Below are 12754 nucleotides of genomic sequence, written 5' to 3'. Positions count from 1 at the left end.
AACTTCCGGGAGAAGTTTTTGACGTCGCGTTAGCGACGGCCCACAGGGGGGCGGCCATGGATGGCTCGCCACAAAAAAAAGGCAACATCATGAATGATAAGATTTTCGCGCTTCCCATCAGCAACCCCGTTACGGCAACCATAAGCCAACGGCAACTGGATCAACTGCCGGTCATCGTGGTCGAACACCCGCAGGTTCGCGCGGCGGTGGCATTACAGGGCGCCCATCTGTTGAGCTGGCAGCCGACGGGCGAAGCGCCGGTCCTGTGGCTGAGCGATAACACCGCGTTCACCGAACAGGTGGCGATCCGCGGCGGGGTCCCCATCTGCTACCCGTGGTTCGGCCCTTTTTCCACCCCCAACCACGGCTTTGCACGTCTGCTGCCCTGGGAGTTCACCTCCCATAGCGAAGACGAGCACGGCGTACAGCTCTCCTTTACGCTGCGCGACAGCGCCCAGACCCGAGAATACTGGCCGCACGAATTTACCCTGATCGCGCGTTTCACGCTGGGGAAAGAGAGCCGTATCGAACTGGAAGCCCACGGCGATTACAGCATCACCAGCGCCTTGCACACTTATTTCCACATCGGGGATATCGACCGGATCGCCATCAGCGGCCTGGGGGAACGGTTTATCGATAAAGTGAATCAGGGCGAGATAGCGTCGCAGCAAAGCGATTTGGTCTTTACCGGGCGTACGGACCGCATCTACACGCATCCGCAGGCTATTAGCGTTATTAATGACCCGGCGTTGCAACGCACGATTGAAGTGCACCACGCCCACCACAGCGACGTGGTGTCATGGAACCCGGGCGCGGAATTGTCCCATACCATCGGCGATATAACCGACGACGGCTATAAAACCTTCGTCTGCGTGGAAACCGCGCGCATTAATCAGCCTTTCACCGCCACGCTGCGCTCGCCCGCCCGGCTGTCCGCCACCTTGCGCATCAGGAAAACGGCATAATCGCCGGATGGCGGATAATCGCCCGACCATCCGCCATCGACAGCGCGTCCGGGGCATCAGACAATATCCAGAGGCTGCTTGCGCCGCGGCGGCGGAAATGCCTGATCCAGCTGCGCAAGCGCCTCTGGCGACAACACAATATCCAGTGCCTGCGCATTCTGTGTAACGTGCGTTTCGCTGCTGGCTTTGGGAATGGCTATCACCCCCGGCTGGCGAATAACCCAGGCCAGTAGAACCTGGGCCGGGGTGATGGCATGCTGCCTGGCGACGGCGTTAACCACCGGGTGGGCAAACAACCCGTCGCGCAACCGCCCCGCCTGGGCAATCGGGCAATACGCCATCACCGGCACCTGCTGTTGCCGGCACCACGGCAGCAGATCGAACTCGATACCGCGCGACGCCAGATGGTACAGCACCTGATCGGTCATGCACGCCTCGCCTCCTTCCAGCGACCACAGCTCGCGCATATCATCAATATCAAGATTGGATACGCCCCAGCGGCGGATCTTGCCGCTGCGCTGTAGCTGCCGCATGGCGGCGATGGTATCACTCAGCGGAATGCCGCCGCGCCAATGCAGCAAATAGAGGTCGATATAATCGGTTTGCAAACGCTTCAGGCTCTGCTCGCAGGCGTTAACCGCCTTCTGACCGCCGGCGTTGTGCGGATAAACCTTGGAAACCAGATACACCCCGTCGCGTCGCCCGCGAATCGCCTCGCCGACGACGTTCTCCGCCCCGCCATGGGCATACATTTCCGCGGTATCGATCAGCGTCAGCCCCTGGTCGATACCCGCCTGAAGCGCCTTGACCTCCTGCGCTCTGGCCGCGGCATTTTCCCCCATAAACCAGGTTCCCTGCCCGACGGCCGGCACTGTGCTTCCGTCCGGAAAACTGACTTCTTTTATCGCCATTATTCTTTCTCCTGTTACCAATAGCGCGTCACGCCAATGCACCATTAATGTGCGAATGGGGTGATATCACCCCATTTTAGTGCAATCGGCGCACCATGACGTCGACAGGCTTTAGAACCGGTAGCTGACGCCCAGGCTTAGTAATGCGCTGTAGCTGCTATCGACTATCGGGCTATCCTTCGCCTCGTCGGACAAACGGGTATAGCGGCCTACCGCCCAGGCGCTCCAGCTGGGATTTATCTGATAATTGGCGCTGAGTTCGACATAAGGCGCCCAGCCATCCCCGGGACGGTAGCGATTAAACCCTGAGCGCGCCGACTCCTTACTGCTGACGCCATAGTAATAGCGATTCATATTTTCACTGAACCAGCTGGCGCCGATGCCGGGAGTAATATTCAGATCGCCCAGCGTAAAGCGATAAAGATAGGCGCTATCCCAGATAAGGCCGTTGCTGTAGTCCAGCGTATCGCCGGCCAGTACGGTGCGAATTTGCCCCCACTCGGCACTATGCTCATAGGCCGCGCCGGCCATCAGCGTGCTGCGCCGCTTATCCAGCTGCTTCATCCGGACGTCATCGCTGTCGCCGGGTTTGAACCCCAACGGCAGATAGTACGCGGTCAGCGATAGCTTGTTGGCGCCGTCGTTCCACAAATAGTATCCACCGCCCAGGCCGCGGAAATAAAAGCTTTCGCTTTCATAGTTCAGCATCGGCAACGGGTAAACGTGATTATCATCACCGCGATAGACGGACGTCGACCCAGCGGCCCCCAGCCCCAGGGAAACCTCCGCCGCGTAGGCAGCGGGAAGCGCCGCGGCGGCCGACGCCAGCGCGACAGACAGACATAGTTGAGATTTCTTCACAATTTTTATTTCCTATTACAGATATACGGCGTTAAAAATGATGCTGCGACCGTTGGTGTTTTTCTCTTGTGCGTCTTAATAAAAATAAGACAAGAGAATAACTTATACCAATATTGTCTCTACCTTATGCGCAACAGGCGTTATTCTGCTTCAAGACCCGCCACGCTGGATGTTACACGCTATTGCCAGGAAGTGAGTCATTGAAATGTCTTAAAAAGATGTCTGCCCAAGAGAGGAAATTTTACGGATGCAAACTACGCTTTAATATAGGAGATGAAGTTTTCCGCGCCTGCAGGCATAAATAAAACCACGATATCGCCCGGCGCCACAAGTTGGCATAAGGGTTGCTGTAATCAAACTGTAGTTAGGCTGTAGTCAGGGGAGATTTCTTCTTTCGAGGGCATATTATAGGCCGTACGCATTCTACACGCTCTCTTAATCATCTGTGCTAATCGACGAAGGACGGCATCGCTATGAACATATTTGATCACTACCGTCAGCGTTACGACGCTGCCAAGGATGAAGAGTTCACACTGCAGGAATTCCTTACCATCTGTCAGCAGGATCGTAGTGCGTATGCTAACGCGGCTGAGCGATTGCTAATGGCTATCGGTGAACCCGAGATGGTGGATACCGCTCATGAATCGCGGCTATCCCGTCTGTTTTCCAATCGGGTTATTGCGCGCTATCCCGCTTTTGAAGAGTTTTATGGTATGGAAGACGCCATAGAACAAATCGTCTCTTACCTGAAACACGCCGCGCAGGGATTGGAAGAGAAGAAACAGATTCTCTATCTGCTGGGGCCGGTGGGCGGCGGTAAATCCTCGCTGGCGGAACGTCTGAAAGTGCTGATGCAGCACGTCCCGATTTACATACTCAGCGCCAACGGCGAACGCAGCCCGGTTAACGATCATCCGCTGTGCCTGTTTAACCCACGGGAAGATGCCGCCATTCTGGAGAAAGAATACGCCATTCCGCGGCGCTATCTGGGCACCATCATGTCGCCGTGGGCGGCCAAACGCCTGCAGGAATTTGGCGGCGACATCACTAAATTCAAAGTCATCAAAGTCTGGCCGTCCATTCTGGCGCAGGTCGCCATTGCCAAAACTGAACCGGGCGACGAAAACAATCAGGATATCTCGGCGCTGGTCGGCAAGGTCGATATCCGTAAACTGGAACACTACGCGCAGAACGATCCCGACGCCTACGGCTACTCCGGCGCGCTGTGCCGCGCCAACCAGGGCATCATGGAATTCGTGGAAATGTTCAAGGCGCCGATTAAGGTGCTGCATCCGCTGCTGACCGCGACGCAGGAAGGCAACTACAACGGTACGGAAGGTATTGCCGCCCTGCCGTTCAACGGCATCATTCTGGCGCACTCCAATGAATCGGAATGGGTGCAGTTCCGTAATAACAAAAACAACGAAGCCTTCCTTGACCGTGTCTACATCGTGAAAGTGCCCTATTGCCTGCGCGTCTCCGAAGAGGTCAAGATCTACGACAAGCTGCTTAATCACAGCGAACTCGTTCATGCCCCTTGCGCGCCGGGTACGCTGGAAACGCTGTCCCGTTTCTCGATCCTGTCGCGGCTGAAAGAGCCGGAGAACTCCAGTATCTATTCGAAGATGCGGGTTTATGACGGCGAAACCCTGAAAGACACCGACCCGAAGGCGAAGTCCTATCAGGAGTATCGGGATTATGCCGGCGTCGATGAGGGCATGAACGGTCTTTCCACCCGCTTCGCCTTCAAGATACTTTCCCGGGTCTTCAACTTCGATCACAGTGAAGTGGCGGCAAACCCGGTACACCTGTTCTATGTACTGGAGCAACAGATTGAACGCGAGCAATTCCCGCAGGATCAGGCGGAGAAATACCTTGAACACCTGAAAGGCTATCTGATCCCCAAATACGCGGAATTTATCGGCAAAGAGATTCAGACCGCCTATCTGGAGTCCTACTCCGAATACGGACAGAACATCTTCGATCGCTATGTCACCTATGCGGATTTCTGGATTCAGGATCAGGAGTACCGCGATCCGGATACCGGGCAGCTGTTCGACCGTGAATCGCTGAACGCCGAACTGGAGAAAATCGAGAAACCGGCGGGCATCAGCAATCCCAAGGATTTCCGTAACGAAATCGTCAACTTCGTGCTGCGCGCCCGCGCCAACAATAGCGGACGTAATCCGAACTGGACCAGTTACGAGAAATTGCGCACGGTGATTGAGAAGAAAATGTTCTCCAACACCGAAGAGCTGTTACCGGTGATTTCGTTCAATACCAAAACCTCAACGGATGAACAGAAAAAGCATGATGATTTCGTCGATCGCATGATGGAGAAAGGCTATACCCGCAAACAGGTGCGTTTGCTGTGCGAATGGTATCTGCGGGTGAGGAAATCGTCATAATGATGCATGAAACCGGCAACGTCGTTTGGGGGAAGCATGGCCTATTTCATTGATCGACGGCTAAATGGCAAAAACAAAAGCATGGTTAACCGCCAGCGCTTTCTGCGCCGCTATAAGTCGCAAATAAAACAGTCGATTTCCGAGGCCATTAACAAGCGTTCGGTGACCGATATAGACAGCGGGGAATCGGTATCGATTCCCAACGGAGACATCAACGAACCGATGTTCCATCAGGGGCGCGGCGGCCGCCGCAATCGCGTGCATCCGGGGAACGATCACTTTGTACAGAACGACCGCATCGAGCGGCCGCAGGGAGGCGGCGGCGGTTCCGGTCAGGGCGACGCCAGTAAAGACGGCGAAGGTCAGGATGAGTTCGTATTTCAGATATCCAAGGACGAATATCTGGACCTGCTGTTTGAAGATCTGGCGCTGCCGAATCTGAAAAAAACCCAGCACCGGCAGTTGAACGAGTACAAAAACCATCGCGCGGGTTACACCGCCAATGGCGTTCCCGCCAATATCAGCGTGGTGCGCTCGTTGCAAAACTCCCTGGCCCGGCGGATGGCGATGACGGCGGGTAAACGCCGTGAGCTGCACGCCCTGGAGGAGGCGCTGGAACGGCTGGAGAATTCCGAACCGGTACAGCTGCTGGAAGAAGAGCGTTTGCGTCAGGATATTGCCGAACTGCGGCAAAAAATCGCCCGGGTGCCGTTTATCGATACCTTCGACCTGCGTTACAAAAATTATGAGCGCCGGGCCGAACCGTCCAGTCAGGCGGTGATGTTCTGCCTGATGGATGTTTCCGGTTCGATGGATCAGGCCACCAAGGATATGGCGAAACGCTTTTATATTCTGCTCTACCTGTTTCTCAGCAGAAATTATAAAAACGTCGAGGTGGTTTACATCAGGCACCATACCCAGGCTAAAGAGGTGGATGAGCAAGAGTTCTTCTACTCGCAGGAAACCGGCGGCACCATTGTTTCCAGCGCGTTGAAGCTGATGGAGGAAGTGGTGCGCGAACGTTACGATCCGTCGCTATGGAATATCTATGCGGCACAGGCGTCCGACGGCGATAACTGGGCCGATGACTCCCCGTTGTGCCATCAGCTGCTGGCCGACCAGCTGCTGCCGATGGTGCGTTATTACAGCTATATTGAAATCACCCGCCGTTCCCACCAGACGCTGTGGCGCGAATACGAAATGCTGCGTGACGAATTTGATAATTTTGCCATGCAGCATATCCGCGATCCGGATGATATCTATCCGGTGTTCCGTGAACTCTTCCGCAAGCAAACGGTCGGCAACTAACCCTAATAAATCAGCCAGCTACTGTTACCCTGGCTGATTTTATCGCCCGGAATTTGTTACAACGTCACCAACATAACGCTTTCATTAGCCGGCGCGCCGCATTACCCTAACGAAAAGATAAACTCAGGCTGCCGTTTCGTTATGCAAAAATTTGTTCTGCTCTTGCTGGCTCTGGTATTGCTGGGGCCGCTGGGCATCGATATCTATTTACCGCTGATCCCCGCCATCGCCCAAGGATTAAACAGTTCCGAACCGCTGATTCAATCAACCATCGCGCTTTTCATTCTGGTTATGGGATTAGGACAGCTGATCGCCGGCCCGCTGGTGGATATCTATGGCCGCCGCCCCATGGCGCTGGCCGGCGTGGTTATCTACCTTATCGGCGCCGTCATGGCGTCGCTGGCGACCGATGCCGCCATTTTCGTGCTGTCGCGCCTTTTTTAGGGAATGGCGGTTTGCTGCACCGCGGTGGCGATTTCCAGCTGCGTACGCGACAGACTGAGCGGTGACGACGCCGCCCGCGCGTTCGGTTTTCTTAACGGCACGCTGAATATCGTGCCGGCCCTGGCGCCGTTATTCGGCGGACTGCTGGCCGAAGCCTTTGGCTGGCGCGCGCCGTTCTGGTTTCTGACCGGCTACAGCGTGGCGGTTTTACTGTTGATCGCCTTTTTCCTGCCGGAAACCCGGCCGCAATCCACCCTGCCTATTCGTCGATTGCCGCTGCGACAATACGCGCGCATTTTGTCCAGCCCGCGCTTTTTAGCATTCGCCCTGGTGAATGCGGGCGCCATGGGCATGGCGCTGACCTATGTCTCCTTTTCACCGGTGGTATTGATGAATCAGGCTCAGCTGACGCCGCTGCAATTTTCGCTGGCCTTCGGCGCCAATGGCTTTTGGATCATGCTGGTGAGCTTTTTCGCCAACCGGATTATTCGCAAGATCGGCCGTCCGGTGTGCCTGAGCATAGGAAGCGCGCTGATGGGCGCGGGGGCTCTCAGCCTGATTGCAGGCGTGGCCCTGCTGCCGCCCCAGCTACAGGATACCTGGCCGAGCTATATGCTGCCCGTCGCGCTGGCCTGCGCCGGGCTGGCGTTTCTTATCGGCCCCTCCACCAGCTACGCGCTGGAACCCTACTCCAATGAAGCCGGGATCGCCTCGGCGATGGCCGGTTTTATTCAGATGGCGGGCGGGGCGGCGCTGGGGCTGACGGCGATGGCCTTACCGCTGCCCGCCAAAATATCCCTGGCGCTGGTCATGCTGTGCGCCGCGCTGCTGGCCGTTCGGGCAAGAGCGTTGACCCGCGGGCTGAAAGGCCGCATTACTCCGCTGCCTCAGCGTTAAACCCGGGCGTAACGGAATACGGATAAATCGTCGGACCGAATATCCGGCGTTTTACCCGCGATGATATCGGCCAACAGCTGTCCCGAGCCGCAGGCCATCGTCCATCCCAGGGTGCCGTGCCCGGTATTCAGGAACAGGTTTTTCAGCGGTGAGCGTCCCACCAGCGGCGTGCCGTCCGGCGTCATCGGACGTAACCCGCTCCAGAAGGTCGCCTGCTCGACCGGCCCGACGTGCGGGTAAAGATCGCGCACCACCATCTCCAGCGTTTTACGCCGTTTGCCATTCAATCCGGTATCAAAACCGATGATTTCCGCCATGCCGCCGACGCGGATACGCCGATCGAAACGCGTGATGGCGACCTTATACGTCTCGTCCAGCACGGTGGAAACCGGCGCGGCGGCCTCATCGAGCAGCGGTATGGTCAGGGAATAGCCTTTCAGCGGATAGACAGGGATCGTGAACCAGTCACGCAACAGCCCCGTCGAATACGAGCCGCAGGCCATGACGTAAGCGTCCGCGGTCAACGCCTCGCCGTCACATTGCACGCCGGTGACCTGCGCCCCCGCCACCTGCAAATGACGCACGGCCAGACCGAACCTGAATACCACGCCGGCATCCGCCGCCATTTTGGCCAGACTGCGGGTGAATAACTGACAATCCCCGGTTTCGTCATGGGGCAACCGTAAACCGCCGGTAAGCTTATCCGTGACGTTCGCCAGCGCCGGTTCAACGGAGGACAGTTGCAGGTTATCCAGCAGTTGATACGGCACGCCCGCCTCTTTTAACACCGCGATATCGCGCACCGCGTTTTCATACTGCTGCGCGGTGCGAAACAGTTGCAACGTACCGCCCTGCCGGCCTTCATATTGAATATTGGTTTTCTGGCGCAGCGCCTGCAGGCAATCCCGGCTGTATTCGGCCAGCCGCACCATGCGGGCCTTATTGACCTGGTAATGACGGCTGTCGCAATTCAGCAGCATCTGCCACATCCAGCGCAGCTGTTCAGCCGAAAAGTCGGGCCGGATAGCCAGCGGCGCATGGCGTTGAAACAGCCATTTAACGGCCTTCAGCGGTATGCCCGGCGCCGCCCAGGGGGCGGAATAGCCCGGCGAGATCTGTCCGGCGTTGCCGGCGCTGGTTTCAAGGGCCGGCTCCGCTTGCCGATCGACGACGGTCACTTCATGTCCGGCCTGCGCCAGATACCAGGCGGTACTGACGCCAATAACACCACTCCCTAGAATGACAACCCGCATCTTTACTTATCTCCGTCCGTTACGCTTACTTGCCATGTAATATGCTGGATAATTAGCTATCTATTGGAATAAAAGACTACTCTAGCATTTAGGTAAAAATTGTCATCATATGCAGATATAGCATTTATCTATTGTTCGTTGCCGCCGCAGGCAGCATATTATACCGAATGACCCGGTGAATATTTTTTGCCAACCTGCCGTTTTTACGTCACTTTTATCAGATTGAGCTAAAATTAATCATGTCTGTACGATATTGTGCAGGCGATCATGTAAGGGGCGCGCTGATGGCTATATCGACTGATAACCCGGTAAAAAAACCTAATCGCCTGGATGACGGGCCAGACTGGTCGTTTGAGCTATTGCAGGTCTATCTTGATGAGATAGATCGGGTAGCGAAACTCTATCGTCTGGATACCTACCCCCATCAAATCGAAGTGATTACCTCCGAGCAAATGATGGACGCCTATTCCAGCATAGGCATGCCGATTAACTATTCCCACTGGTCGTTCGGCAAGAAATTTATTGAAACCGAGCAACGTTACAAGCACGGCCAGCAAGGGCTGGCTTATGAAATTGTTATCAACTCCAATCCCTGCATCGCCTATCTGATGGAAGAAAATACCCTGCCGATGCAAGCTCTGGTGATGGCCCACGCCTGCTACGGGCATAACTCTTTCTTCAAAGGCAATTATCTGTTCCGCAGTTGGACCGACGCCGGTTCAATCGTCGACTATCTTATCTTTGCCCGGCAGTATATTGCGCAATGCGAAGAGCGCTACGGCGTAGAGGAGGTGGAGCGCCTGCTGGATTCATGCCACGCGCTGATGAACTATGGCGTGGATCGCTACAAACGCCCGCAGAAAATCTCGCTGGAAGAAGAGAAATCCCGCCAGAAGAGCCGCGAGGCTTATCTGCAAAGCCAGGTCAACGACCTGTGGAAAACCCTCCCGCGCCGCGAACAGGGCGTGGCGCAGGAGCAGGCCCGGCGTTTCCCGCATGAACCGCAGGAAAACCTGCTCTACTTTATGGAGAAAAACGCGCCGCTGCTGGAACCCTGGCAGCGTGAAATTTTGCGTATCGTGCGTAAGGTCAGCCAGTATTTTTACCCGCAGAAACAGACTCAGGTGATGAACGAGGGATGGGCCACCTTCTGGCACTACACCATTCTTAATCATCTCTATGATGAAGGCCGGGTTTCCGAACGTTTTATGCTGGAGTTCCTGCATAGCCATACCAACGTCATTTATCAGCCGCCTTACAACAGCCCCTACTACAGCGGAATCAACCCTTACGCGCTGGGCTTCGCCATGTTTCAGGACATCAAGCGCATCTGTCAGGAGCCCACCGAAGAGGACCGCTACTGGTTCCCGGAAATCGCCGGTAAAGACTGGCTCGACACGCTGCACTTCGCCATGGAGAACTTTAAGGATGAAAGCTTTATCAGCCAGTTCCTGTCGCCGAAAGTAATGCGTGATTTCCGACTATTCACCGTGCTTGACGACGACCACAATAATTATCTTGAAATCGCCGCGATCCATGATGAAGAAGGCTACCGCTTAATCCGCCAGGAGCTGTCGGCACAGTATAACCTGAGCTATCTCGAACCCGATATTCAGGTCTGGAATGTGGATTTGCGCGGCAATCGTTCACTGACGCTACGCTACATCCCGCATAATCGGGCGCCGCTGGATAAGAGCAGTCATGAAGTGATGAAGCACGTTCATCGTTTATGGGGCTTTGAGGTATATATGGAGCAGGCGAACGACGACGGCAGCATCGAGTTGCTGGAGCGCTGCCCGCCGCGTAACGCGCCGTCCTCATAGCGCTCGAACATCGAGCTGAAAAATAAGCGACGAAGGGTATTCAGATAACAGCCTGAATACCCTTTTTGTTGTTAGCGGCGAATTTCGGCGATATCGTGCGGAATGGCGCTCTGCATGCTATGCCAGATGGCGCCGCTCTCTTTGCCGTAATGCCGGACCACGTCCATAACCTGCTCGTACAGGCCGTCATGGCACAGCGTTTCCAGCCGCTTATAGAAATCCAGCGCCAGCCTGCGGGCATCGGGATTGGAAAAATAGTAGCGGCCGACGCGGATATACAACCCTTTCAACCCATTGAGGATCAGGCCGTAAATCGGATTGCCGGAGGCAAACGCCAGCCCGCGGAATACGTTGTAATCCAGCTGCGCGAACGCATCCGCATTATCATCCACGGCCCCGGTCTGCTCTAATACCTCACGGGTCTTTTCCGGGTGCTGCCGCAACGCCGTGCGGATAAAAATGGCCGCGATATTGGTACGTACCGCCAGCAGATTATCAATAAGTTGCGGTACGCTGTCGTGGTCAAGCCGCGCCAGCGTCTCCAGGATATTCAGTCCTGACGTTTCCCAGAAGTTATTGATTTTCGTTGGCTTACCGTGTTGGATCGTCAACCAGCCATCGCGCGCCAAACGCTGCAGCACTTCCCGCAACGTGGTGCGCGTCACGCCTATCAGTTCGGAAAGCTCTCTTTCTGCAGGCAGAATTGACCCCGGAGGAAAGCGGTTATTCCATATACTTTCAATAATATATTCTTCCGCGAATCCGGCTGGACTTTGCGCCTTTATAACCATGAGTGTGATATTCCGTAGCGATATTTACCGATGAAAGCGGTACTCATCATACCAGATGAACCAAACATGACATAGCATCGCCGCCCCGCGCCAAAAAAATTCAAGATAAAACTGTGACTGCAAACAAAACCATGCGATCCGGCACCCCATATCACTGGCCGGTCGGCAAAATTTTCAGCTATGATGCCATGTTAACGATAAAGAAAAGTCTCCACGGCGTCGTGGTCGGCATTATTTATGACCGTCATTGGCGCGGATAATCCTGTATAGTGGTCGGTGGATATCAATTCAGTCAGCGCAAACCCTGTTAGCGGCTTTTAATGGTGTTCGCATCAGCGCTGAATAATGATGGCAGTGAGGCTGGTCCGGTTTAACTGCCGAGTCGCTCATTTTGGCATGGAATACTTGTTATGTTGCGATTTCTCAACCGTTGCTCACGTGGCCGCGGCGCCTGGTTGTTACTGGCATTGACCGCCTTGGCTCTGGAATTGGTCGCGCTTTATTTCCAGCACGTGATGCTGTTAAAGCCCTGCGTGCTGTGCATTTATCAGCGCAATGCCCTGTTCGGCATCATGGGAGCCGGTTTGTTGGGCGCCGTCGCGCCAGGCAACCTGCTGTTGCGTTATCCGGCGATTGCGCTCTGGATCTACAGTTCATTCGAAGGGTTGCGTCTGGCCTGGAAGCATACGGATATCCTGCTGCACCCCTCGCCCTTTAATACCTGCGATTTCTTTGTCAGCTTCCCGTCCTGGCTGCCGCTGGATAAATGGCTCCCCGCGGTATTTAATGCGACGGGCGACTGCTCGGAACGCCAATGGCAATTACTGTCGCTGGAAATGCCGCAGTGGCTGGTCGGCATTTTCGCCGCCTACCTGCTGATTGCGCTGCTGGTATTGATTGCCCAGCCCTTCCGCCCCAAACGCCGCGATCTTTTCAGCCGCTGAAAAGCCGCGCGCCGGCGCGTAAAATAAATATCCTCCGGCATAGCCGGAGGTTTTTCATATGCGCCTGTAAGGCTCTCTTGCCTGCTGTGCCCTAACAGGCACATTTGCATCCCAATTCTTTACTTACGGCCCGTAAACGGGCTTCCTGG

9 protein-coding genes and 1 pseudogene are annotated in these 12754 nt (G+C 55.4%); 6 read left to right on the top strand and 4 right to left on the bottom strand.

Annotated features, from left to right (window positions below):
- The first annotated feature begins 89 nt into the window (after positions 1 to 89).
- A complete protein-coding gene (locus tag DDT56_RS21975; RefSeq protein WP_136168514.1) occupies positions 90 to 965 on the top strand; it encodes a D-hexose-6-phosphate mutarotase in 876 nt (291 codons plus the stop codon).
- A gap of 56 nt (positions 966 to 1021) precedes the next feature.
- Here DDT56_RS21975 and DDT56_RS21970 read toward each other — a convergent pair whose 3' ends face one another.
- Both DDT56_RS21970 and DDT56_RS21965 read right to left on the bottom strand, forming a co-directional pair.
- Positions 1022 to 1876, bottom strand: coding sequence for an aldo/keto reductase (locus DDT56_RS21970; RefSeq protein ID WP_136168513.1), 855 nt, complete (start codon positions 1874 to 1876; stop codon positions 1022 to 1024).
- 111 nt (positions 1877 to 1987) lie between these two features.
- Positions 1988 to 2737: a MipA/OmpV family protein gene (locus DDT56_RS21965; RefSeq protein ID WP_136168512.1), complete on the bottom strand. Its 750-nt coding sequence runs from the start codon at positions 2735 to 2737 to the stop codon at positions 1988 to 1990.
- A 473-nt stretch (positions 2738 to 3210) separates the two neighbouring features.
- On the opposite strand from DDT56_RS21965, the gene yeaG reads away from it, so the two are divergent.
- The 3 genes and pseudogenes from yeaG (at position 3211) to DDT56_RS21950 (ending at position 7794) form a co-directional block, all read left to right on the top strand.
- Positions 3211 to 5145, top strand: coding sequence for a protein kinase YeaG (gene yeaG, locus DDT56_RS21960; RefSeq protein ID WP_136168511.1), 1935 nt, complete (start codon positions 3211 to 3213; stop codon positions 5143 to 5145).
- A 36-nt stretch (positions 5146 to 5181) separates the two neighbouring features.
- Positions 5182 to 6453, top strand: coding sequence for a YeaH/YhbH family protein (locus tag DDT56_RS21955; protein ID WP_136168510.1), 1272 nt, complete (start codon positions 5182 to 5184; stop codon positions 6451 to 6453).
- Between the two features lie 141 nt (positions 6454 to 6594).
- Positions 6595 to 7794 (top strand): annotated as a pseudogene (locus tag DDT56_RS21950) (multidrug effflux MFS transporter).
- Here DDT56_RS21950 and DDT56_RS21945 read toward each other — a convergent pair.
- Entirely contained in the window at positions 7791 to 9047 is a 1257-nt protein-coding gene (locus DDT56_RS21945; protein ID WP_136168509.1) for a D-amino acid dehydrogenase, read from the bottom strand. The pseudogene DDT56_RS21950 and the gene DDT56_RS21945 sit on opposite strands and share 4 nt — an antisense overlap.
- A 284-nt stretch (positions 9048 to 9331) precedes the next feature.
- On the opposite strand from DDT56_RS21945, the gene DDT56_RS21940 reads away from it, so the two are divergent.
- On the top strand, positions 9332 to 10870 hold the full coding sequence (locus DDT56_RS21940; protein ID WP_136168508.1) for a SpoVR family protein: 1539 nt from the start codon (positions 9332 to 9334) through the stop codon (positions 10868 to 10870).
- Between the two features lie 71 nt (positions 10871 to 10941).
- Here DDT56_RS21940 and fadR read toward each other — a convergent pair whose 3' ends face one another.
- Positions 10942 to 11661: a fatty acid metabolism transcriptional regulator FadR gene (gene fadR, locus DDT56_RS21935; RefSeq protein WP_136168507.1), complete on the bottom strand. Its 720-nt coding sequence runs from the start codon at positions 11659 to 11661 to the stop codon at positions 10942 to 10944.
- 410 nt (positions 11662 to 12071) lie between these two features.
- Between fadR and dsbB the strand changes: the two genes are divergently transcribed.
- Entirely contained in the window at positions 12072 to 12605 is a 534-nt protein-coding gene (dsbB, locus tag DDT56_RS21930; protein WP_136168506.1) for a disulfide bond formation protein DsbB, read from the top strand.
- Positions 12606 to 12754 lie beyond the last annotated feature (149 nt).

Origin of the sequence: Brenneria corticis (genome assembly GCF_003115855.1) — a bacterium.
In the GTDB taxonomy this organism is placed as follows: Bacteria; Pseudomonadota; Gammaproteobacteria; order Enterobacterales; family Enterobacteriaceae; genus Brenneria; species Brenneria corticis.
Note: the sequence above shows the minus strand (reverse complement) of the source record. Positions and strands in the feature narration are given on the sequence as shown.

Excerpts from the sequence above, each read along its gene's own strand:
- DDT56_RS21975 (WP_136168514.1), top strand. The coding sequence starts at position 90 with ATGAATGATAAGATTTTCGCGCTTCCCATCAGCAACCCCGTTACGGCA.
- DDT56_RS21970 (WP_136168513.1), bottom strand. The coding sequence starts at position 1,876 with ATGGCGATAAAAGAAGTCAGTTTTCCGGACGGAAGCACAGTGCCGGCC.
- yeaG (WP_136168511.1), top strand. The coding sequence starts at position 3,211 with ATGAACATATTTGATCACTACCGTCAGCGTTACGACGCTGCCAAGGAT.
- DDT56_RS21955 (WP_136168510.1), top strand. The coding sequence starts at position 5,182 with ATGGCCTATTTCATTGATCGACGGCTAAATGGCAAAAACAAAAGCATG.
- DDT56_RS21945 (WP_136168509.1), bottom strand. The coding sequence starts at position 9,047 with ATGCGGGTTGTCATTCTAGGGAGTGGTGTTATTGGCGTCAGTACCGCC.
- DDT56_RS21940 (WP_136168508.1), top strand. The coding sequence starts at position 9,332 with ATGGCTATATCGACTGATAACCCGGTAAAAAAACCTAATCGCCTGGAT.
- fadR (WP_136168507.1), bottom strand. The coding sequence starts at position 11,661 with ATGGTTATAAAGGCGCAAAGTCCAGCCGGATTCGCGGAAGAATATATT.
- dsbB (WP_136168506.1), top strand. The coding sequence starts at position 12,072 with ATGTTGCGATTTCTCAACCGTTGCTCACGTGGCCGCGGCGCCTGGTTG.